The 21,468-nt window shown below is 32.2% G+C and carries 23 protein-coding genes and 1 CRISPR repeat array; of the genes, 16 read left to right on the plus strand and 7 right to left on the minus strand.

Annotated elements, in window-relative coordinates; genetic code table 11:
- The first annotated feature begins 14 nt into the window (after positions 1-14).
- On the plus strand, positions 15-1,322 hold the full coding sequence (spcS, locus tag METIG_RS06425) for an O-phosphoseryl-tRNA(Sec) selenium transferase (RefSeq protein WP_013799412.1): 1,308 nt from the start codon (positions 15-17) through the stop codon (positions 1,320-1,322).
- Between the two features lie 26 nt (positions 1,323-1,348).
- Here the strand turns inward: spcS and METIG_RS06430 are convergent, their stop codons facing one another.
- From METIG_RS06430 to rbcL, 3 genes are all read right to left on the minus strand, one after another.
- Positions 1,349-2,122 (minus strand): N-glycosylase/DNA lyase, encoded by a 774-nt coding sequence (locus METIG_RS06430; protein WP_013799413.1) that lies wholly within the window; start codon positions 2,120-2,122, stop codon positions 1,349-1,351.
- Between the two features lie 511 nt (positions 2,123-2,633).
- Positions 2,634-3,569, minus strand: a complete 936-nt coding sequence (locus METIG_RS06435) for a transposase (RefSeq protein ID WP_013798476.1) — start codon at positions 3,567-3,569, stop codon at positions 2,634-2,636.
- Positions 3,570-3,663: 94 nt separating this feature from the next.
- Positions 3,664-4,683: a CRISPR direct-repeat array (repeat unit 31 nt; unit sequence GTTAAAATCAGACCCTTAGGGGGATGGAAAT).
- A 256-nt stretch (positions 4,684-4,939) separates the two neighbouring features.
- Complete coding sequence (rbcL, locus tag METIG_RS06440) at positions 4,940-6,217, minus strand: type III ribulose-bisphosphate carboxylase (RefSeq protein WP_013799414.1); 1,278 nt, start codon at positions 6,215-6,217, stop codon at positions 4,940-4,942.
- An 86-nt stretch (positions 6,218-6,303) separates the two neighbouring features.
- Between rbcL and METIG_RS06445 the strand changes: the two genes are divergently transcribed.
- The 7 genes from METIG_RS06445 to ilvE all read left to right on the plus strand — a co-directional run bounded on the left by METIG_RS06445 (position 6,304) and on the right by ilvE (position 12,340).
- On the plus strand, positions 6,304-6,960 hold the full coding sequence (locus METIG_RS06445) for a histidinol phosphate phosphatase domain-containing protein (RefSeq protein ID WP_048055564.1): 657 nt from the start codon (positions 6,304-6,306) through the stop codon (positions 6,958-6,960).
- Between the two features lie 63 nt (positions 6,961-7,023).
- On the plus strand, positions 7,024-7,251 hold the full coding sequence (locus tag METIG_RS06450) for a hypothetical protein (protein WP_013799416.1): 228 nt from the start codon (positions 7,024-7,026) through the stop codon (positions 7,249-7,251).
- A gap of 302 nt (positions 7,252-7,553) precedes the next feature.
- Positions 7,554-8,609, plus strand: coding sequence for an ATP-binding protein (locus METIG_RS06455; protein WP_013799417.1), 1,056 nt, complete (start codon positions 7,554-7,556; stop codon positions 8,607-8,609).
- A 46-nt stretch (positions 8,610-8,655) separates the two neighbouring features.
- Positions 8,656-8,907 carry a YgjP-like metallopeptidase domain-containing protein gene (locus tag METIG_RS09305; RefSeq protein WP_281033980.1) on the plus strand — a complete coding sequence of 84 codons (252 nt, stop codon included), beginning with the start codon at positions 8,656-8,658 and terminating at the stop codon, positions 8,905-8,907.
- Between the two features lie 170 nt (positions 8,908-9,077).
- Positions 9,078-9,920: a fumarate hydratase gene (locus METIG_RS06460; RefSeq protein WP_013799418.1), complete on the plus strand. Its 843-nt coding sequence runs from the start codon at positions 9,078-9,080 to the stop codon at positions 9,918-9,920.
- Positions 9,921-10,129: 209 nt separating this feature from the next.
- The gene (gene mfnA / locus METIG_RS06465) at positions 10,130-11,281 is read left to right on the plus strand and encodes a tyrosine decarboxylase MfnA (RefSeq protein WP_013799419.1); all 1,152 of its coding nucleotides are present in this window, start codon (positions 10,130-10,132) and stop codon (positions 11,279-11,281) included.
- A 195-nt stretch (positions 11,282-11,476) separates the two neighbouring features.
- On the plus strand, positions 11,477-12,340 hold the full coding sequence (gene ilvE, locus METIG_RS06470) for a branched-chain-amino-acid transaminase (RefSeq protein WP_013799420.1): 864 nt from the start codon (positions 11,477-11,479) through the stop codon (positions 12,338-12,340).
- 243 nt (positions 12,341-12,583) lie between these two features.
- Here the strand turns inward: ilvE and METIG_RS06475 are convergent, their stop codons facing one another.
- Both METIG_RS06475 and argB read right to left on the minus strand, forming a co-directional pair.
- Positions 12,584-13,246, minus strand: a complete 663-nt coding sequence (locus METIG_RS06475; RefSeq protein ID WP_013799421.1) for an endonuclease III domain-containing protein — start codon at positions 13,244-13,246, stop codon at positions 12,584-12,586.
- Positions 13,247-13,340: 94 nt separating this feature from the next.
- On the minus strand, positions 13,341-14,234 hold the full coding sequence (argB, locus tag METIG_RS06480) for an acetylglutamate kinase (protein ID WP_013799422.1): 894 nt from the start codon (positions 14,232-14,234) through the stop codon (positions 13,341-13,343).
- A gap of 325 nt (positions 14,235-14,559) precedes the next feature.
- Between argB and METIG_RS06485 the strand changes: the two genes are divergently transcribed.
- The 4 genes from METIG_RS06485 (at position 14,560) to METIG_RS06500 (ending at position 16,320) form a co-directional block, all read left to right on the plus strand.
- The gene (locus tag METIG_RS06485; protein WP_172632635.1) at positions 14,560-14,811 is read left to right on the plus strand and encodes a 50S ribosomal protein L31e; all 252 of its coding nucleotides are present in this window, start codon (positions 14,560-14,562) and stop codon (positions 14,809-14,811) included.
- 20 nt (positions 14,812-14,831) lie between these two features.
- Entirely contained in the window at positions 14,832-15,512 is a 681-nt protein-coding gene (locus METIG_RS06490; RefSeq protein WP_013799424.1) for a translation initiation factor IF-6, read from the plus strand.
- Between the two features lie 73 nt (positions 15,513-15,585).
- On the plus strand, positions 15,586-15,816 hold the full coding sequence (gene rpl18a / locus METIG_RS06495; protein ID WP_013799425.1) for a 50S ribosomal protein L18Ae: 231 nt from the start codon (positions 15,586-15,588) through the stop codon (positions 15,814-15,816).
- A gap of 84 nt (positions 15,817-15,900) precedes the next feature.
- Positions 15,901-16,320, plus strand: coding sequence for a DUF2666 domain-containing protein (locus METIG_RS06500; RefSeq protein WP_013799426.1), 420 nt, complete (start codon positions 15,901-15,903; stop codon positions 16,318-16,320).
- A 73-nt stretch (positions 16,321-16,393) separates the two neighbouring features.
- Here METIG_RS06500 and mer read toward each other — a convergent pair whose 3' ends face one another.
- The gene (gene mer, locus METIG_RS06505) at positions 16,394-17,389 is read right to left on the minus strand and encodes a 5,10-methylenetetrahydromethanopterin reductase (RefSeq protein ID WP_013799427.1); all 996 of its coding nucleotides are present in this window, start codon (positions 17,387-17,389) and stop codon (positions 16,394-16,396) included.
- A gap of 397 nt (positions 17,390-17,786) precedes the next feature.
- Here mer and cofH point away from each other — a divergent pair, with 397 nt between their 5' ends.
- The 4 genes from cofH (at position 17,787) to METIG_RS06525 (ending at position 20,790) form a co-directional block, all read left to right on the plus strand.
- A complete protein-coding gene (gene cofH / locus METIG_RS06510) occupies positions 17,787-18,866 on the plus strand; it encodes a 5-amino-6-(D-ribitylamino)uracil--L-tyrosine 4-hydroxyphenyl transferase CofH (RefSeq protein WP_013799428.1) in 1,080 nt (359 codons plus the stop codon).
- 68 nt (positions 18,867-18,934) lie between these two features.
- Positions 18,935-19,417, plus strand: coding sequence for an RNA-binding protein (locus METIG_RS06515; RefSeq protein ID WP_013799429.1), 483 nt, complete (start codon positions 18,935-18,937; stop codon positions 19,415-19,417).
- A gap of 31 nt (positions 19,418-19,448) precedes the next feature.
- Entirely contained in the window at positions 19,449-20,057 is a 609-nt protein-coding gene (locus METIG_RS06520; protein ID WP_013799430.1) for a HemK2/MTQ2 family protein methyltransferase, read from the plus strand.
- Between the two features lies 1 nt (position 20,058).
- The gene (locus tag METIG_RS06525) at positions 20,059-20,790 is read left to right on the plus strand and encodes a Nif3-like dinuclear metal center hexameric protein (RefSeq protein ID WP_013799431.1); all 732 of its coding nucleotides are present in this window, start codon (positions 20,059-20,061) and stop codon (positions 20,788-20,790) included.
- A 411-nt stretch (positions 20,791-21,201) separates the two neighbouring features.
- Here METIG_RS06525 and METIG_RS06530 read toward each other — a convergent pair whose 3' ends face one another.
- On the minus strand, positions 21,202-21,441 hold the full coding sequence (locus METIG_RS06530) for a hypothetical protein (protein ID WP_013799432.1): 240 nt from the start codon (positions 21,439-21,441) through the stop codon (positions 21,202-21,204).
- Positions 21,442-21,468 lie beyond the last annotated feature (27 nt).

The raw sequence follows: 21,468 nt of genomic DNA on the forward strand, positions 1-21,468 counted from the left end.
TTGAGGATGATATTATGCTTGATTTAAATTTTACTGGGCTTATTCCAAGTAATATGGAAAAAAGAGGAGAATTAACTTTAAAAGATAACTTAGCTATAATAGAGGAGATTTTCAACCAAAGGAAAATCCCAAAGGAAGGATTGGATGATGATAAGATAAAACTTCTATTAAAAATTCTATCCCTAATGGACACTGACAAAGACCCAAAGGTCATCCAAATAGGGGAGAGGGAGGCAAGAATCGCTTCAAAAATCCAAAATGAACTCGTTGGAGGATTTTGCCATGGCATTGGTAGGAGTGGGAATTTAATTGATGCCCAACCTAAAGCCCCAGGAGCAAGTATAATGTATGCATTGACAAACAAGATTTTAGAGAGCTTTTTAAAAAATTTGGGGTTAAAAGTTAATGCAATAGCAACTCCAGTAGCAACTGGGATGTCTTTGGCATTATGCTTAAGTGCAGCAAGGAAAAAATACCATTCAAATGTCGTTATTTATCCCTACGCTTCACACAAAAGCCCGATAAAAGCAACTTCTTTTATAGGCATGAGAATGAGATTAGTTGAGACAAAACTTTATGGAGATGCCGTTAGAGTTGATGTTTCTGATATAGAGGATGCGATAAAAAAGGAGATAAAAGAAAACAACAATCCTTGCGTTTTAAGCACTTTAACGTTTTTCCCACCAAGAGAGAGCGATGATATTGTTGAGATCTCAAAAATTTGTGAAGAATTTAGTATTCCTCACATAATCAATGGAGCTTATGCTATTCAAAACAACTTCTACATTGATAAGTTAAAGAAGGCATTTAAGCATAGAGTTGATGCTGTTGTTAGCTCATCCGATAAGAATTTATTCACACCTATTGGAGGAGGTATTATTTACTCAAGAGATAGAGAATTTTTGAGGGAGGTCTCTCTCTGTTATCCAGGAAGAGCGTGTGCCACGCCAGTAGTTAATATATTAGTATCTCTTCTGTCTTTGGGAATGAATAAATATTTAGATTTGATGAAAAAACAAAAAGAGAGTAAAAAATTGTTGGATGATTTGTTAAATGAACTCGCAAAGAAAAAGGAAGAAAAGGTTTTAAATGTAAAAAACCCAATCTCTTCATGTATAACAACAAAAAAAGACCCAGTTGATGTTGCTGCAAAATTATATAACCTAAGGATAACGGGCCCAAGAGGAATTCGAAAAAATGATAAATTTGGAACCTGCTATTTAGGGGAATATCCTTATGATTACATTGTTGTAAATTCTGCAATTGGAGTTAAAAATGAGGATATAATGCAGGTTGTTGAGAAATTGGAGAAGGTGCTCTAAAAAGCTTTTAAAACCATCAAAATCCTCTATAACTCCACTAACTTAAAAATCAAATCTGATTTTTTACAGTGTTTTTTTAAAAGTTCCCTAACTTCATGAGATTTTCCAAGAACTGGCCAAAGAATAGAATCTATGTGGAGAGGAGGCAAATTAATTTCTCTCCCAATTTTTTTCCAAAATTTTATTGGCTCTTCGTTGGTGAATTTTCTTGTATATTTTTCTATTCTACTATCTTTTGGGATTTCTATTTCCATAGGATACGGGATGAATTTATTAAATGATATTCTTGAGGCGTATCCAAACATTTTAACTGTAAATACTATCGTTTTAGATTCTTTTTTTGTTTTTAACTGGTTTGCTAAGTGATTTCTAAATACATTCATATTTTTGTAATATTTTTTAATATCTCCAATACCCAAATTTTTCAAAAAAGGTTCTATTTTATCTATCCTCTTCATTTTTGCATTTAAAAGTCGCCTATTACCTTTACAATTTACCAAAAAATCCTTATATTCTTTAAAAATATCGTCTTTAATCTCTATTTCTGACCAATAATTTGAAAACTCCTTCCACCAAAGTTCTCCCGTTGATGAAAGTTGATAACTAACTAATGCATTGAGAATAACCAATTTAATAAATAATTCATCATCTTTAAGGTTCTTTTGAAGGTTTTTTAAATATAGATACTGCAAATCAACATTTTCCTCCAATTCTTTTGCAGTGTCTATTCCAAGTTCTTTTAAGATTGATTTTAATTCCTCTATTTTTTCTTTACATTTATCTATTTTTCCTTTATTCATAATCCTTTCCACCATTTCACTACCAATTAGCACTTTCTTAGCTAAAATAAAAAATTAATGTTGTAAATAGTGCTGCATTTTGTAGAACGACTATATCACCACCATATATAAATATTACGGTGTGTTAAATATTGCAAGTAGATAACCCTCCCTCGCTGAAAATTTTTATTTTTTAGTTTATTCAATTTTTAGGAGTTATTTTTTAATTTTAAGGATTTTTATCAAATTTCGGAGGGTGCTTTATTTTGAAAGATTTGTATATTTAAATTTAAGGATTTATTGAGATTTTTGGATTTTAAGGAATAATAGGAATTATTTCAAATTTTCCCCGATTGATAGGGTTTATTTAACGATTTAAATAGATTTTAAAAAATTATTTCGAATTTAAACGATTTTTAGGGAAGTGCAGAGGTATATAAATGAACACTGTTAATACCCCTTCGAAAATTAACGTCCCAAAAAGAAGCAAATAGAGGTTGTCGAAAAATTATTTCATCAATGAATTTAAATATTACTCTCTAATACTAATAACTCTCATTAGTGTTAAAATATTATGAACGATTGCTACTGCTAAAGTAGCTCTACATCTACTTTCAGGTAGTTTTTCATTTAGAGTTAATCTAAATTTAGTTTTTAGCCCTCCAAATATCGCTTCTATTACCCCTCTAATTTTATACAGTTTCTTATCAAACAATTTTTTAACTTTCTTTCTGATTTTAGAAATACCGTAATCCCATTTAAACTCTTTTGTTTTAACTATTGGAATGAGGTCTATAGATAACAACTCTCTAAGTAAATCTTCATCATCGTAACCACCATCCAACAATATTATCGCACCTTTCACAAAATCTAAAGATTTTATCATTTTTAGTAAGTTTTTACTGTCTGAACTATATCCATTATCCCATTTTACCATAACAATCGAAATTAATCCATAATCTTTATAATAGCAAGCTAATACGTGCATTTTGTCAAAAACCCGATACTTTACCTTTTTTATTTCATTATTCACAACTCTGATTCTTTCACAATACACTCTTAATAAATGGACTCCAGTGGAATCAGCTATGTAAATTATAACCGATGATTTTAACGAATTAGCAATAATTAAGTGTAATCCAACGATTATTTTAGTTAAATCGCTTATTTTAATCCTCTGAAAAGCTTTTCCGTATGTGGAGCTATCTATATGCTTTTTATGTAAATAATCGGAAAGAGTTTCTAAATCTCTTAAACTAATTCTAAAAATGTGTTTTATTATTAGAGTAGCTATATATTCATTGTAACTTATAGCTAAAGGCCTTCCTACTTTGCGTTTTTCTTTATATGGAAGTAAAATATTTATAATAAATGAAACAAAATCATAAGTGTACTTAATATTGAATATCTTAAACCTCTTATCGTAGGCTTTCCAGTATCCTTTTCTTTTGGTTTTTCTGCCGCTCATAATTATTATTACTATTATTTATAGTATTCGTATTTTTCGACAACCTCAAGCAAATAGAAAACTTTATATAGGAAAAAGAGCAAAATATTGTCCTGTTAAAATCAGACCCTTAGGGGGATGGAAATCCAGCAAAGTGGCATTGGCATAAGTTAATAGTATTAAGTTAAAATCGTTAAAATCAGACCCTTAGGGGGATGGAAATTTAATATGAAAGCATACAACAACACTATCCTTGTTGCGTTAAAATCAGACCCTTAGGGGGATGGAAATTTGTTTCCATAGGTCCATACCAATGATGGTCTAAAAATGTTTAGGTTAAAATCAGACCCTTAGGGGGATGGAAATAAATCACACACACAACACAGTAATACTTCTGTGTGTGTTAAAATCAGACCCTTAGGGGGATGGAAATTTCGTTGAAAAAATACTTGAAAAAATTAAAGAACATGCTCCGTTAAAATCAGACCCTTAGGGGGATGGAAATACTGCCACACCATTATTAAACAAATTACTTGAACATTGTTAAAATCAGACCCTTAGGGGGATGGAAATCATATATTAAGAGCCACGCATGCAACTAATTTAATCAAGTTAAAATCAGACCCATAGGGGGATGGAAATTAAGTTATTTAATTGGTTTATTTGAACCTGTAAAAGTTAATGTTAAAATCAGACCCATAGGGGGATGGAAATTCATAAATAATTTTTGGTGAAGTAACTATAAAATCTAGTTAAAATCAGACCCATAGGGGGATGGAAATTCTAAATCCTTTTTTGTTATAAAATATTTAAACATAGTTAAAATCAGACCCATAGGGGGATGGAAATTGCTGTGCCTTATTAACTGCCAATGCAGTGGTAATCAATGTCTTTCGTTAAAATCAGACCCATAGGGGGATGGAAATAATTAAAACCCCTCCCATCCCAGAAGACAGACAATTGAGTTAAAATCAGACCCATAGGGGGATGGAAATTTTCGTTTAGAAATTCAGTTTTTAGAAAATAAAGTAAAATTAAAATCAGACCCTTAGGGGGATGGAAAGCGGCTCTTTTAATGCTTTCCATAGGTATTTAGTTAAGTAGGTTAAAATCAGACCCTTAGGGGGATGGAAATAGAAAAAAGAAGTTTTTTATCAAAATTAAGTGATTTGTTAAAATCAACCCTTAGGGATGGAAATTTTATTTTTATCTAAAAAAGGCTCTAAAGGAAGTGGAAATAAAAGTATATGTATGATAAAAACAAAAAAACGCTCATGTTCACTCAGGATTGTCCATATAAAGGCTTTACCTTGCATATAAAAAATTATCAATGGTAAAACTTGTTATCTATAGGTAATGATGTTTGCGGATGAGCGAAAATAAAAATGTGATTATTTCCAATGCTCCAATGCCACTTTTAATTCTTTAACCTCTTCTGCCTTCTCTTCTAATGATTTTCCTTCCATAACTGCATCTATCGCTGCCCTCATAGCTATTGCTCCTTTAACAGTTCCTTCTGGATGCCCGTGAATTCCACCACCTGCCTGGATAATAACATCTTTTCCAAGAATTTCAATGATTTCTGGAACTAACTTAGGATAAACTCCCCCAGAAGCTACTGGGAAAACATTATTCATTCCAAACCAATCTTGGTCGAAGAATTTATTTTTATCATCTTTCTCAACTTTATCCAATACAATCTCATCCCTTATAGCACAAACCTCAGCCCTTTCTCCTTCCATTTTACCAACAACGGTTCCAATGTGGAGTTGATCAACTCCTAAAAGCCTGTATATCTTAGCGAGAGTTAGCATAGTTATTCCCCAATCCTTTGAACGGGTTATCGCAGCGTGCATTGCTCTGTGGGCATGAATTACGAATTTGAAATCCTCTTCTCTAAACTGTTGCACTGCAGAGAATCCGAGAACTACAACATCAAGCATAACATACTCGCTTCCTGCATCCTCTGCAAGTTCAGCTCTCTTAATCATTTCTCTGTATGGAGCAGTGATATTTGGCATGTAGATTTTTTTCTCTCCAGTTTCTTCCTCTGCCTTATCTCTCAACTCTAAAACCTTAAAGATTCTATCCTCAAATTTGTTGAAACTTTGGGACACAAGGTTCTCATCATCCTTAACTATGTCACATCCCCCAATCCATGCGTTGTATGCAACTTCTGCAAATTCATCTGTTTTTAACCCAACTTTTGGTTTTACTATGGTTCCGAGTAATGGCCTTTCCTCAACTTTTAGCAATTTTCTTATACCATCAATTCCATATCTTGGCCCTCTGTATGCCTTAACGAACTTTTCTGGGAATCTGTAATCTAAAATTCTCAATCCATCAACAATTTTCATTCCAAATATGTTCCCAGCAATCCCTGCCAATGTTCCCGGCATGTTTTCAATTTCAAAGGCATCCAGCGGATAGGCAATTTTTATTATTCCTACTTTACTCTCCCCCTCTTCCCCAATCTCTTCAATTTCATAAACCTTTGGTCTTAATTTTTCATATACATCACTTTTCATTGTTTGAACTTTTGTCCATGTTCCTATAGAACTTTCTGCCGCAATTTCATTTGCAACTTTCATTAAATTTTTTGCCTTTACCCTTATGCAAGATAGCAAATCATTCTCACTTGGCGTATAGTTCAAATCAACATAGTCCATTAAAACACCCCCTTAATATACAAAAATATCTTTATAACTACAGATATTTAATACTTCTGTATTGTATCAAAATGATTGGTGATAAAATGAGGTTTGATTTCCATACACATACGGTATTTAGTGATGGGGAATTAATTCCTTCTGAATTAGTTAGGAGGGCTATAGTTTTAGAGCATAAAGCAATAGCAATAACTGATCACGCAGATGCAAGTAATTATAAGGAGTTAATTGAAAAAACAATCCTTGCAAAAGAAGAACTAAAAAAATACTGGGATATTGAAGTTATAGTGGGAGTTGAACTGACCCACATTCCACCAAAATCAATACCAAAGATGGCAAAAAAAGCAAAAGATTTAGGGGCGGAGATTGTTGTTGTTCATGGGGAAACTGTTGTCGAGCCAGTTGAAGAAGGAACAAACTACTACGCCTCAATATCTGAAGATGTTGATATTCTTGCTCATCCTGGATTTATTGATGATGAGACGGCACAAAATGTTAAGGAAAATGGTATATTCTTGGAGATTACCTCAAGGAGAGGGCATTCATTAACAAATGGCTATGTTTTGAGTGTGGCGAGGAAGTTTGACATCCCAACATTAATAAATACCGACACCCATGCCCCAGAAGATTTAATTGACGTTGAATTTGCAAAAAAAGTTGGTTTAGGTTGTGGGATGAGTAAAAAGGAGTTGGAAAATACCTTATTGCATTATCCAAAGGAGTTGTTGAAGAGGATAAAATAGCGATTTAACATAAAATTCATTATCTACTTACATTTTGGTGGGATAACGTTAACTATTTGGTATATGATTATTTGCTTAGCTCTTCAAGATGTTCCTAATTATAAGGCTGATATTTTACTAAATAACAATGAAGAAATAAAAGATGTTTATATCATAGAAGATAATCCAGAAGGTTATATTTTAGTTTTAGATGAAAATGACAGAATTACGAAAATTATGAAAAGCAGTATAATTAAAATAGAATACAAAAAACATGATTTAGTGAAAAACGAAAATTCTGATGTTGTTTAATTGTTAAGAGGGATTATCCACCTTATTTTTTTAATACTATTTGCTATTTTTACAACCTTATTTAAATTCAATATTTATATGCTGCTTCATGCAAATATACAAATATAACGCTAAATATAGAGACTGTTAAGATAAACATTTCAAGAAATATTTAAGTATTTTTTAATCCTTACTTTTAATCATGGGGTTGGCATATAGTAAGGAATTGGAGGGGTTGAATAGGAATATTTGAAGTTATTTATGAGGTTAGGGGGATATATTGACGAAATTAGAAAATCTATGTAATTAATGGAGGGTTTATAATGAAATTTTTCAATAGAGAGAAGGAGATTAAAGAAGTTTTATCAATAATTGAGAGTGAGCCGAACTTTATTTATTTTATCTATGGCCCTATAAACTCAGGGAAAACGGCTTTAATTAATGAAGTTATTAACAATCTTGATAAGGACAAATATGTTGTATTTTACATAAATCTGAGGAGATATTTTATTTCTAAGTATGATGATTTTATTGAGGTTTTATTTGAAGAGTATGAGGAAGATAAGAATCCTATTGAATTGGTTAAAAGTTTAATAAAAGATTCAAGCGTTATATATGGAATTCCTATCCCAAAAAATACATTAAATACTCTATTGGACAAAAAGAGACCTAAGAATATTTTTAAGTATATAACTGATATCTTGCTGAAGATTGAAAAAGAAGGAAAGAGACCTATAATTATAATGGACGAACTCCAAAAAATAGGGGATTTAGAAATAAACGGCTTTTTAATTTATGAGCTTTTTAATTATTTTATAAGTTTAACTAAAGAAATGCATTTAAGCCATGTCTTTTGCTTATCCTCTGATAGTTTATTTATTGAGAAGGTTTACAATGGGGCTATGCTAAAAGGTAGAACCGATTATATCTTAGTGGATGATTTTGATAAAGAAACGGCTTTAAAGTTTATGGGTTTCTTAGCTGGGGATGTTTTAAATAGGGCTCTTTCAGAGGAAGAGAAGGAGAAAATTTATTCTTACGTTGGGGGAAAGCCAGTTCTAATAATAAAAGTAATGAATAGAATGAAAACTGATGATTTAGATGAAATCTTAAATTATCTATTGAACATGGAAATCTCTGAGCTTATGGATTTGTTGGCTAAGGTTAAGAATAATAAGTTTGAAGGAATTGAGTATAACAAAGTAGTTAACGCTTTAAAGCTCTTTAAAAATAGCTATGAAATAGATGCTTACAGTATAAAGGAAGATATAAAAGAATTCTTAATTAAAAGAAACATCTTATTTTTAGAGCCTGTTAAAAGGATTTTAAGACCTCAAAGCTTTTTAACCTGGAGGGCTATAAAAATTTTGCTAAAATAATTGAGAAAAGGGAAAAGGGGATATAAACATTAAACACGACATAAAAATTAAAACAAGACCATATAAAAGGAAAATAGCATCTATTTCATATACAACAAAAACCATATATATAAACAAAAACCTGATAAATGACTTTAATGAAGATGAAATAAAATATATCATAGCCCATGAACTTTTACATCTAAAATTTGGAAAATTTCACACTTTAAAATTTAATAATGCCCTCTATGAGCCATTTCCAAATAAAGAAGAAATTGATAAAAGAATACTTAATAAAATAAAAGACATTAGAATTTAATATATTTCCAATTATCTTTTTATATGCTAAAATCTTAGCCACTTTTTTGGAATAGCTTATTACATCATTCTCTACTTTTGATTTTGAGTATTATAAAAATTTCTTGCCCCAACTTTCTATGTGCTCTAATCTTTCTTTATAATCTCAATAATGACTATAATGGTGAAAGAATGAGAATCTCTGATGTTGTTGTTGAATTGTTCAGAGAAGCAGTTATTTATCTTCCAGATGATGTTAAAAAAGCAATTGAAGACGCTTATGGGATAGAAGAGGGAGCATCAAAAAACATCTTAGAGGCAATCATAGAAAACAACAAAATTGCAGAGGAAAAGCAAATTCCGCTATGCCAAGATACCGGTGTTCCAATTGTCTTTTTAAAAATTGGAAAAAATATAAATTCATCAGAGATTATAAAGATAATTGAAGAAATTAAGAAAGGTGTAAAAAAAGCAACGGAAGAGATTCCTTTAAGGCCTAATGTGGTTCATCCTTTAACAAGAGAGAATTTTAAAACAAATGTTGGTTTAAATGCTCCATTTATAAATATTGAGTTTGATGAAAACCTAAACCGAGAAATAGAGATAACTGTTTTCCCAAAAGGTGCTGGTAGCGAAAATATGAGTGCTTTAAAGATGCTAACTCCAGCAGAAGGAATTGAAGGTATAAAGAAATTTGTCCTTGAAACTGTTGCAAATGCGGGAGGAAAGCCATGCCCGCCAATAGTTGTTGGTGTTGGTATTGGAGGAACTGCAGATGTAGCGTTAAAATTAGCAAAAAAGGCACTTTTAAGAAAAATTGGAGAAAGACATAAAGATGAAAATATAGCAAAATTAGAAAAAGAACTTTTAGAGGGAATAAATAATTTAGGCATTGGTGCTATGGGATTAGGAGGGAAGATTACTGCCTTAGATGTTTTTATTGAAATTTCTGGATGCCATACAGCATCTCTACCTGTTGGAATATGCATCCAATGCTGGGCACAGAGGAAAGCAACTAAAAGAATAAAAATATAACGCTCATCCAATTTATGGGGTCTGTCCAATATCAGTGACAAAACTTTCTATAATTAAATATTACCTCACTAATGGAAAGGTAGTCATTTTTACCTTATAATATTCATTTCAATACCATTTGTCGCTGATTATAATAATCAATAGTGTTGAAACTAAAGCGGAATATCAATTAAGCATTAATCATCAATTCAAATCTAAAAAGTGAGAAAATGGAAGAAAAAGGTATAAGTGAGAGAGAGGTATTAGAGGCATTAAAAAAATACAGAGAGATGGATTTAAAGTATGAAAATGGGAGGATATTAGGTTCAATGTGCACAAAGCCCCACCCCATATCAAAAAAGATAGTTGAGATGTTCCTTGAGACAAACCTTGGAGACCCGGGACTGTTTAAAGGCACAAAGAAATTGGAGGAAGAAGTTATAGGAATGATTGGAGAACTATTGCACAACAAAAATGCCTTTGGATATATAATAACTGGTGGAACTGAGGCAAATCTAACGGCAATGAGGGCTATTAAAAACATGAAGAACAAAAATGCAAAAATAATAATCCCAGAAACTGCCCATTTCTCATTTGATAAGGCAAGAGATATGATGGATTTAGAGTTTATAAAAGCCCCAATAACAAAGGATTACACAATTGATGTTGATTTTGTTAGAGATTATGTGGAAGATTACAAAGTTGATGGTATTGTTGGCATTGCAGGAAGCACAGAACTTGGAACAATAGACAATATCGAGGAACTCTCAAAAATAGCTGTGGAAAATGATATTTATTTGCATGTTGATGCTGCGTTTGGTGGTTTTGTGATTCCATTTTTAGATGAGAGATATAAGAAAAAAAATATCAACTACAAATTTGATTTCTCATTGGAGGGAGTTTGCTCTATAACAATAGATCCGCATAAAATGGGTCTCTCCCCAATACCTGCAGGAGGAATATTGTTTAGGGATAAATCATTTAAGAAATACTTAAACATAGAGGCCCCATATTTAACTGAAACCCAGCAGGCAACAATCGTTGGAACAAGGGCGGGATTTAGTGTTGCGTGCACTTGGGGCATTATGAAACTCCTTGGAAAAGAAGGGTATAAAAAGATTGTCTCAGAGTGCATGGAAAACACAATCTACCTCACAAAAAAGGCAAAAGAATATGGGATAGAAAGCGTAATAGAACCAGTTATGAACATAGTGGCATTAAAAGATGAGAATCCAAAAGAAACATGCTCAAAATTAAAAAAACATGGATGGTATGTTTCAATTTGCAAGTGCGTAAATGCATTGAGGATTGTAGTTATGCCTCATGTTAAAAAAGAACATATAGACGAGTTCATTGAGGTCTTGGTATCATTAAAGTCATAAAATAGTCGCATTCCCATTTAAAATGTACAAAATTAAAATTTAAAAAATTATCAAAATCTACAATGAAATTTGAGTAATAAAATTTCTAAATAATCATTCATAACGCAAACGACTATAAATCAAAACATAAAATTTAAAAATACCTATCTCAATAACTTAAATGAATTTGGTGAATATATCAAAAAAGGTGATTTGATGAAGGTTTATTTAAATGGAAAATTCGTTGACAAGGAAGATGCAAAAATTTCAGTTTATGACCACGGTTTGCTCTATGGTGATGGGGTCTTTGAAGGTATAAGGGCTTATGATGGAGTAGTTTTTAAGTTAAAGGAGCATATAGACAGATTGTATGATTCAGCAAAATCCATATGCTTAAAAATCCCAATGTCAAAGGAAGAGATGGAAAAGGTCGTTATTGAAACACTAAGGGTCAATAATCTAAGAGATGCATACATAAGGTTGGTTGTAACAAGAGGAGTTGGAGATTTAGGTTTAGATCCAAGAAAATGCAAAAACCCAACTATATTCTGCATTGCTGAGCCAATGAAACCATTGCTTGGAGAAGATGGAATAAGAGTAATAACTGCATCAGTTAGGAGATTGCCTGTTGATGTTTTAAATCCTGCTGTTAAGTCCCTCAACTATCTAAACAGTATCTTAGCAAAAATCCAAGCAAACTATGCTGGTGTAGATGAGGCATTTTTGCTCGATGCAGAGGGTTATGTTGCTGAGGGAACTGGAGATAACATTTTCGTTGTTAAAAATGGAGTTATAAAAACCCCACCAGTTTCTTCAAGTGTTTTGAGGGGAATAACAAGAGATACAGTTATTGATTTAGCAAAAGAGTTAGGATATGAGGTTATTGAGGAGAGATTAACCTTACATGAACTTTATGTTGCTGATGAGGTTTTCATCACTGGAACTGCTGCTGAGATAGTCCCAGTTATTGAAATTGATGGAAGAAAAATAAACGATGGAAAAATTGGAGAAATTACAAAGAAGTTAAGAGAAAAGTTCAAAGAAGTAAGAACAAAACTTGGAACAAAGATTTACGAGTAAGTTTTTAAATTTTTAATGTTTGATATTATTTTTTTATTTATTTTTTCTTAACTAAATATAAATAAATTTAAATTAATAAATTAATTCTAAAATAAAAAATAGAACATTCAATAGGTTTAATATAGTTGTTTGCCAATTTTTTGCACGGATTTAGATGCAACCAAATTTTTAAAAGGACGATAAATCAATTGTAAAATTCCAAATAAAGGTTAATTACTTCATATAATGTAATGAAGTTTTCGTTCATTTGTAAGGCAAACAACTATAATCACACAAATCAGATAACGGACATTTTTCACATGCTGGATTTCTTTTTTTGCAGTAGTGTTTGCCAAGTTCCACGATCAACGCATGATATTCTTTATAAATTTTCAAATCTTTTGGTAAATTTTCCTCAAAAATATGCCTAATTTCATCATACTCTTCCCCACCTTCAATAACCCCCAACCTACTAAAAATCCTCTTCGTATATGCATCGACTACAAATATTGGCCTATCTAATGCATAGAGTAAAATACTATCTGCGGTTTCTTTTCCAATACCTTTTACATTTAACAACTCTTTCCTTAAATCTTCTAATTTTATAGGCAATTTTGCTAAATTTTCAGTGCTTCCATAATTTTTGACTATGTGGTGTGTTATGTTCTTCAACCTCTCTGCTTTTATGTTGTAGAATCCTGCTGGTTTTATTAGTTTTTTTAGTTTTTCTGTATCTATTTCTAAAATTTTCCTTTCATCAATTAAATTCTCTTTTTTTAAATTTTCTATAGCCTTCTCAACATTCTTCCATGATGTATTCTGAGTTAAAACTGCTCCAATAACGACCTCATACCTCGTTTCCGCAGGCCACCAGTTTTGATAGCCGAAATGGGACAATAACAGATGATAAATTTTTAGCAACTCCAATGCCTTCCCTCCTCAAAATGGCATGCGTTAGAATCTAAAATTTTAAGAGGATTTAAAAATAGAATGGGCACAGAATAGATAATAGATTAGAATTTTAGTCTCTCACAATCATCGTTCCAATACCCTCCTCTGTAAAAATCTCCAACAACAAAGCATGAGGAATTTTTCCATTTATTATGTGGACGCTTTTAACCCCTTTATTTAATGCATTTATTGCTGCTTCTACTTTTGGAATCATTCCTCCCTTTATAATTCCTTTTTTCATCAACTCTTCAACCTCAGATATGGTTAATTTTTTGTATAATGTTGAGGGGTCGTTTATGTCTTCCATAATTCCATCAACATCGGTAATTAATATCAACTTCTCCGCACCAATTGCTCCCGCAATATCCCCTGCAACTGTATCTGCATTTAAGTTGAGGGCTTTTCCTTCATCATCGATTCCAATTGGTGAAATAACAGGGATGTAGTTGTTTTCCAATAAAATATCAATTAATTCTGTATTAATTCTTTCCGTTTCTCCAACTCTTCCCAAATCAACCATAATCCTTTCTCCGTCCTTCTCAATGTATTTAATCTTCTTCCTTGCCTTAATTAAATGCCCTGACTTCCCAGATAACCCTACAGCTTTCCCTCCAAATTTACCAATCTTTGAGACAATTTCTCCATTTATCTTTCCAATCAACACCATCATTACAATGTCTAATGTTTCCTCATCAGTAACTCTAAGCCCGTGGATGAACTCTGGCTTTTTTCCCATTTTTTCCATTGCTTTATTTATTTCTGGCCCTCCTCCATGGACAACAACAGGGTTTATTCCAACGAACCTCAATAAAACAATATCTTTTGCAGTCCAATTTTTTGCATTTTCATCTATCATTGCATGTCCACCATACTTTATAACAAACCTCTTGTTTTGAAACTTTTGGATGTATGGGAGTGCTTCCATCAGGATCTCGGCTTTGCTTAGATTTGTTTTTTCTTCCATTTTTTCCCTCCGCAATTATTGCATTTTATAGTTTATGTGAAATTTTTATATAACTGAAATTTCATAAGTGATATCATCAATTCTAATGTTTTGCGGAATTCTTATCACTTATTTAAACATGATAAAATTTTAGATGGAGTGTGGTTATAGTTAATTTTAAAATAAGTATGAAAACATCATTCATAATGGTTATTTATAACGCAAACGGCTATAATGACAGTAAATAATTATAAATTCTAACGACCGCAATCTTTAAATATAATTTTTTTATACTTTAATTGATTAACGATAACAAGTATCATTTTTAATTTTTTCGGAGGTGTCAATAATGGAGGAGAGAATATACACCATCCCATTGAGAGACATAATGAACAAGTCAAAAAGAACAAAAAGAGCTCCAAGAGCAATTAGGAAAATAAGGGAGTTCTTAAAGAGACACATGAAGGCAGAGATTGTAAAATTAGACAACTCAATAAATGAAAAAGTTTGGGAAAGAAGTATTGAAAAAGTTCCACCAAGAATTAGAGTTAAGGCAGTTAAGGAAGGAGATGTTGTTAGAGCAACACTCGCAGAATAATTAAAAAAATTGTGATGACTATGATAATAAGAAAATACTTTTCTGGAATATCCACCCTTGGTGTTCTTGCCCTTGCTACTGAAAAATTTGCTCTTCTTCCATATATTGTTGAGGAAAATACAGTAGAAGAAATTAAAAAAGTTCTTGATGTTCCAGTAACACAATTAAATGTTGGTGGATGTTCTTTAATTGGTTCTTTGTGTGTAGCAAACTCTTACGGCCTTTTATTGCCAAATATTGTAAAGGATGATGAAGTTGAATTAATTAAAAACTTTTTAGAAGAGAATGACATTGACATCCAAATTAAAATACTAAACTCCAAAAACACGGCTCTTGGTAATTTAATACTTACTAATGATAAGGGATGCATAATTTCTGAGGAATTGAAAGGTTTTAAAAAGGACATTGAAGATATCCTTAATGTTGATGTTGACATTGGCAATATTGCAGAACTCCCAACCGTTGGAAGTAATGCAGTAGCAACTAACAAAGGATGTCTCGTGCATCCACTTGCAGACGATGAGGAACTTGAGTGGATTAAGGATGTTTTAAAAATTGACTGCATTGGTAGAGGAACTGCAAATAAAGGGGTTACATCTGTAGGGGCATGTATTATCGCAAACACTAAAGGTGCCATCGTTGGTGGAGATACCACAGGACCTGAATTACTAAGAATAGAGGAGGCACTTGACTTAATTTAACTTAATTTAAAATATCTTTTAAATTTAAAATAAAATAACAAAAACATAAAAACCCATATGGAAGGTGAGAAGCATGGTGAAGATATTTAGGATAAAAGGGGAAGTTTTGGGCAAAGATGAACCAATGGTATTTACAAAAGAATACAGGGCTTTAAAAGAGGAGCATGCTTTGGAGTTAATGTATTCTGAAATTGGTAGTAAACATCGTGTAAGAAGAAGAATGATAAAGGTTCATGAAGTTAAAGAGATTTCTGAGGATGAAGTTACTGACCCAATATTGAAGAAAATGTTAGCAATGTACTAAATTCTTTTTTCTTTTGATTTTGTTGCTTTTTTCTTTTATTTTTATGTTGTTTTAAGATTAAAATTTCTTTTGTTTGGTGATAAAATGGAGAATAGAATACAGTTTATTGCAAAGCACAATGATTGGTTTGTTGTAAAAAAGATGAACATTGATGATAAAACAGAGAATATTGAAATAGCAAGATTGCTAAGTTCTATTGACGAGACTGTTTTAAATAAACTGCCTGAATATTTGCCATTTGATATGAAAAAGTTGGAAGAGATTGCAGATGAGATTTACCAGAAGAAAAAAGGTAGAGTTAAAGAAGAGGATGTTGTTAATGCATTGATGAAACTTAAATCTCCATCAACAACAAAAAAATTGGGGGAAATTACAGATTCAAAAGAAGGTAAAGAGATTTTAAAGGTTATTTTAAACAATATAATTTTGGAGAGATTGGGTATAAAAACAAGAGTTGACCCAAAATTAATTGAGAAATATATTGAAAAAATGAATGAGGAATAATTTTCTATTTTTAAAATTGTTTTTTAAATTTAAATAAAAAAGAAAAGAAAAAAGAGGTATATATTTTATTTTTTTATTCTTTTAATGCAGGTATAACTTTCTTACCGATTAATTTAATTGCTGTTTCTTTGTTTGGTCCAATTGGTGAACCAGCAACGATTTGGGTTACTCCCATCTCAGCTAATTTCTTACATTTCTCAACAACTTCTTCTGGTGTTCCGTAGATTGAGAATGCTTCTAACATAGCATCGTCAACTGTTCCAAATGCGGTTCCGAAGTCCCCTTTCTTCAATGCTTCTCTAATTTTCTCAACTTTTTCCATGTCAATTCCATGTCTTTCTAAGACAACTGGTGGTGAACCTGCTGCAATAAATGCAACAACTGGAACTGCAGCTTGTTTGGCTTTTTCTGCGTTTTTATCAACTGACATACATGCGTAAGCAGCAACATCAATTTCATCCATGCTTCTTCCTGCTGCTTCAGCTCCTTTCTTAATTAATGGAATTGCTGCCTCAAAGTCTTTTGGGTTTGATGCGTTGATTAAGACACCATCAGCAATCATACCAGCAGTTTCTAACATTTTTGGTCCTTGAGCCCCAACATAAACAGGAACTTTCTTTTGAATTGGTTTTACAGCTAATGCTGCACCAGCAACTTTAACAACATTTCCATCGAATGAAACTCTCTCTCCTGCTAACAATTTTCTCATGACTTCAATGCTTTCTTTTAATGTTGTAACTGGTTTGACCCACTCAATTCCTAAAGCGTCAAATGTTGCCTTGTCTCCAGGTCCAATACCTAAAACAGCCCTTCCCCCTGATAATTCATCCAATGTAGCAATTGCTGATGCAGTGATTGCTGGGTTTCTAACGTATGGGTTTGTAACTCCCGGTCCTAATTTGATTTTGTTTGTTGCAGCTGCAATTGCAGTTAATGCCATGTAAACGTTTCTGTTGTTGTAGTGATCGGTAATCCAACAGTATTCAAACCCGTTATCTTCTGCTAATTTAACATAGTAACAGAGTTTTTGAATTGGTTCATTTGGGACAAACTCTATACCAAATTTCATTTTTTCACCCTTTTAACTTTTTACATTTCGAAATTTTTGATATCTATTAGTATTATTATTATCTTCTAATACCCAATAATTTAATTTTCCATTTAACTTAAATCGAAAAGTATATAAAGTATATATATTTCTGAATTTGCCATTAGAAACATTAATATGCATATTACAAACATTATTAACTCAAAATAAAATAAAAAATAATAAAAACCAAACGATAAAAATTTAATCAAAAATTTAAGATTAATTTAGAAGTTTATAGTTGTTTGCCTTACAAATGAATGAAGACTTCATTAAATTATATGAAGTAATTGACCTTTATTTGGAATATTAAATGGCAAAACAAAGTTTTGCCGTATAAAAATTAGTTTGAGTTGTATAAGTTCTTAGTGGTGGTCGAATGGATTTAGAAAAATTTAGAGAAAAAGAAATTTCAAAGAGAGAGTGTTTAGAATTGTTTGAAAATGATGAGTTATTTTTTGATGTTTTAAGATTTGCCGATGAATTGAGGAGGGAAACTGTTGGAGATATTGTTACCTATGTTGTTAATAGGAATATAAACTTTACAAATATCTGTATAGGGGATTGCAAATTTTGTGCATTTAGAGTTAACGAAAATGACAAAAACGCCTATTTCTTAGATATCGATGAAATAGCAAGGAGGGCCTTGGAAGCTAAAAAGATTGGGGCTACTGAGGTCTGTATTCAAGGGGGTTTGCATCCTAAGGTTGATACATACTTCCAAATAGAGATATTGAAAAAAGTTCATGAAATAACAAAACCTTATGGGGACATCCATATCCATGCGTTTTCTCCAATGGAAGTTTATTTTGCCGCTGAGAATGCAGGACTTGATGTTAAAGAAGCGTTAAAAATGCTCAAAGAGAACGGGTTAAATTCAATGCCTGGAACCGCTGCGGAGATACTTGACGATGAAGTAAGGAGGGAACTCTGTCCACACAAAATATCAACAAAGCAATGGGTAGATATAATAAAAACCGCCCATAAGTTGGGGATTCCAACAACATCAACAATGATGTATGGCCATATTGATGAATATAAACATTGGGTTAAGCATCTGTTTTTGCTGAAAGAGATTCAAAAAGAGACAAATGGATTTACGGAGTTTGTTCCTTTGAGCTTTATGCACAAATATGCACCAATTTACAAAGAGGGGAGGGCAAAGGCAGGTGCAACTGGAATAGAGGATTTAAAGGTCTATGCAGTTAGTAGGATTGTTTTAAATGATTATATAAAAAATATTCAGGTCTCGTGGGTTAAATTGGGGCAAAAGATGGCCCAGATTGCTTTAAAATGTGGGGGTAATGATGTTGGTGGAACATTGATGGAAGAGAACATCTCAAGAGCCGCAGGGGCGGAGTATGGGGTGAGTATGAGCGTGGAGGAAATAAGGAATATGATAGAGAGAATAGGGAGAATTCCTAAGGAGAGGACAACGTTATATAAGATTTTGGAATAGAAAATTTAAAATAAAAAATAAACAAAAAGTAAAATTATAAAATTAGAAGTAATTAATATGGTGAGATTTTGGAAATAAAGAGAAGATACCACTTAAAAAAGAAAGAATTGAAACAAATTAAGGAGGAATTAAGTAAGTTTTTTACGGACATTGATGACATAATTCCAAAAAAGGCAAATGTGGAGATAGCGATAACGGACAAGTATGACATGATTTTGGTGGATAATAAGCCAGTTGCTGTGAGATTAAACAATAAACTCTATCCAACATTAAAGGTTCTTTTAGATAAAGATATAAAAGAAAAGAGAGTTGTTGTTGACATGGGAGCTGTTAAGTTTTTGGCGAATGGGGCAGATGTGATGGCCCCGGGGATTGTTGATGCAGATGAGAATATTAAAGAGGGAGATGTAGTTTTTGTTGTTGATGAAAAACACAACAAGCCGTTATGTGTTGGAGAGGCGTTGATGGATGGAAAAACAATGAAAGAGGCAAACAAAGGAAGGGCAATAAAAACCGTCCACCATGTAGGGGATGATATTTGGAAATTCTAATTGAAACATCAAAAATAAAGTGTGTAAGATTATGAAAACCATCAAAATAGGGGATATTATCATAAAAACACACCCACAAGTTTATGAGCCCGCGGAGGATAGTGAATTATTGATGGAGAATTTGGTTGATGTAAAAAATAAGGTAGTTTTGGATGTTGGAACTGGAACAGGCATTCAGGCAATAAATGCGGCAAAAAAAGGGGCAAAAATAGTTGTTGGTGTTGATATAAATCCATATGCAATACAAATAGCAAAGGAAAACGCAATATTGAATAATTTGGAATTGAATAAAAAAATCTTCTTTTTTGAGAGTGATTTATTTGAAAATGTTGAGGGAAAGTTTGATGTGATATTGTTTAATGCCCCATATTTGCCTACATCCGATGAGGAGAGGTTAGAGGGTTGGTTAAATTATGCCTTTGATGGAGGGGAGGATGGGAGAGAGGTTTTAGATAGGTTTATTGAAGAAGTTGGAGATTACTTAAAAGAAAATGGAATAGTTCAAATACTACAATCTTCCCTAACGGGGGAAGAGAAAACCATTAAGATGCTTAATAAACAGGGCTTTAAAGCTAAAAAAACCGCATACAAAAAGTTTCCTTTTGAAGAGTTGCAAGTTATCACTGCATGGAGGGATTGATATGAAGGCATATGAGATAATAGAGATAATAGAAAACTTTGCTCCAAAGGAATTGGCGATTGTTGGGGATAATGTAGGACTTCAAGTTGGAGATAATTTAGATAAAGAAGTTAATAAGTTGGGGATTGCATTGGATCCATCTTTAAACGTTATAAAAAAAGCAAAAAAGGAAGGAGTTGATTTTCTCTTCACCCACCACCCAATCTTAAAAAACCCAATAAAAAATTTTACAGGGATTATGTATGAAAAATTAAAAATTCTGATGGAGAATGATATTATCTTATACTCTGCACATACAAACCTTGATATCTGCAAAGATGGTTTAAATGATGCACTTGCTGAGTTGTATAAATTAAAAGATGTTGAAAATCTCTATGAGAATGGTTTGGGGAGAGTGGGAATTTTTGAAGGTTCTTTTGAAGAATTATTGGATATTACAAAAAAGTATATCGTTGAAAGTCCAGTAGTTGTTGGAAATATTGATGGAGATAATTTCAAATTGGCAGTTTTATCTGGATATGGATTATCTCAGGATGCTATTAGATATGTTGCAGAGAAGGCGGATGTTTATTTGTCAGGGGACTTAACTCACCACTCAAAGATATTAGCAGAGGAATTGGGGCTTGTTGTTGTTGATGGAACTCACTATGGAACGGAGGTTTATGGGTTGAGGAAATTTATGGATTATTTAAAGGATATGGTAGATTGTGAGGTTGTAAGTTTGGATTTCTAAGGAGTTAAAAATAAAACTCCAATTCCCATCACGTATTTAAATATTTACGAATGTTAATTGATTTTTTTATCTTTTTAATGGTATTGCTTTTTAATAATAAGGCTATTAGAAATAATATTAGTTAGTAATGTTTTTGCATTTATATCACACCCAAAGATCTTAATATTTTTGGCATTTCCTAAAAGGTAAGGTGAGGTTATCTTAACACTCCTATTGTATGATTACAGATATATCACTTCAATTCTATAAATCATTATAATATTTTAAAATTTCAATCTAACATTTCATTATTTGGAAGCGTTGCCCGTTGCAGTATAGTCGTTCTACAATTAGATGACAGTCAACTATAATTCAACAGAACCTAATGCAATGAGCATTAAGCCTTCATCCACATTTTTGTTTAAATAGCCACTACTCAAGAACTATGGGTGGTGTGTGAAGAATCAGATAAAGACCAATAGCAAGGAAAAGCGGTGATACAATTATGAGCATTACTGCAAATACAATTCCGAGATCGATTACACCTATCAAAATCAAAATGGCAATCTGTGTAAGTATGAGTGATAATGATACCAAAATTGCTCCAAGAAGTGTCCTTTTTTTTCTTGCCGATGATATTTTGGCTAATTTCTCTGTAAGTTCTTTATCCATATTTTAATCACCCTTTGTGTATAATGA

Source organism: Methanotorris igneus Kol 5, from assembly GCF_000214415.1.
Taxonomy (GTDB): domain Archaea; phylum AGJL01; class Methanococci; order Methanococcales; family Methanococcaceae; genus Methanotorris; species Methanotorris igneus.

Excerpts from the sequence above, each read along its gene's own strand:
- spcS (WP_013799412.1), top strand. The coding sequence starts at position 15 with ATGCTTGATTTAAATTTTACTGGGCTTATTCCAAGTAATATGGAAAAA.
- METIG_RS06430 (WP_013799413.1), bottom strand. The coding sequence starts at position 2,122 with ATGAATAAAGGAAAAATAGATAAATGTAAAGAAAAAATAGAGGAATTA.
- METIG_RS06435 (WP_013798476.1), bottom strand. The coding sequence starts at position 3,569 with ATGAGCGGCAGAAAAACCAAAAGAAAAGGATACTGGAAAGCCTACGAT.
- rbcL (WP_013799414.1), bottom strand. The coding sequence starts at position 6,217 with ATGGACTATGTTGATTTGAACTATACGCCAAGTGAGAATGATTTGCTA.
- METIG_RS06445 (WP_048055564.1), top strand. The coding sequence starts at position 6,304 with ATGAGGTTTGATTTCCATACACATACGGTATTTAGTGATGGGGAATTA.
- METIG_RS06450 (WP_013799416.1), top strand. The coding sequence starts at position 7,024 with ATGATTATTTGCTTAGCTCTTCAAGATGTTCCTAATTATAAGGCTGAT.
- METIG_RS06455 (WP_013799417.1), top strand. The coding sequence starts at position 7,554 with ATGAAATTTTTCAATAGAGAGAAGGAGATTAAAGAAGTTTTATCAATA.
- METIG_RS06460 (WP_013799418.1), top strand. The coding sequence starts at position 9,078 with ATGAGAATCTCTGATGTTGTTGTTGAATTGTTCAGAGAAGCAGTTATT.
- mfnA (WP_013799419.1), top strand. The coding sequence starts at position 10,130 with ATGGAAGAAAAAGGTATAAGTGAGAGAGAGGTATTAGAGGCATTAAAA.
- ilvE (WP_013799420.1), top strand. The coding sequence starts at position 11,477 with ATGAAGGTTTATTTAAATGGAAAATTCGTTGACAAGGAAGATGCAAAA.
- argB (WP_013799422.1), bottom strand. The coding sequence starts at position 14,234 with ATGGAAGAAAAAACAAATCTAAGCAAAGCCGAGATCCTGATGGAAGCA.
- METIG_RS06490 (WP_013799424.1), top strand. The coding sequence starts at position 14,832 with ATGATAATAAGAAAATACTTTTCTGGAATATCCACCCTTGGTGTTCTT.
- rpl18a (WP_013799425.1), top strand. The coding sequence starts at position 15,586 with ATGGTGAAGATATTTAGGATAAAAGGGGAAGTTTTGGGCAAAGATGAA.
- METIG_RS06500 (WP_013799426.1), top strand. The coding sequence starts at position 15,901 with ATGGAGAATAGAATACAGTTTATTGCAAAGCACAATGATTGGTTTGTT.
- mer (WP_013799427.1), bottom strand. The coding sequence starts at position 17,389 with ATGAAATTTGGTATAGAGTTTGTCCCAAATGAACCAATTCAAAAACTC.
- cofH (WP_013799428.1), top strand. The coding sequence starts at position 17,787 with ATGGATTTAGAAAAATTTAGAGAAAAAGAAATTTCAAAGAGAGAGTGT.
- METIG_RS06520 (WP_013799430.1), top strand. The coding sequence starts at position 19,449 with ATGAAAACCATCAAAATAGGGGATATTATCATAAAAACACACCCACAA.
- METIG_RS06525 (WP_013799431.1), top strand. The coding sequence starts at position 20,059 with ATGAAGGCATATGAGATAATAGAGATAATAGAAAACTTTGCTCCAAAG.
- METIG_RS06530 (WP_013799432.1), bottom strand. The coding sequence starts at position 21,441 with ATGGATAAAGAACTTACAGAGAAATTAGCCAAAATATCATCGGCAAGA.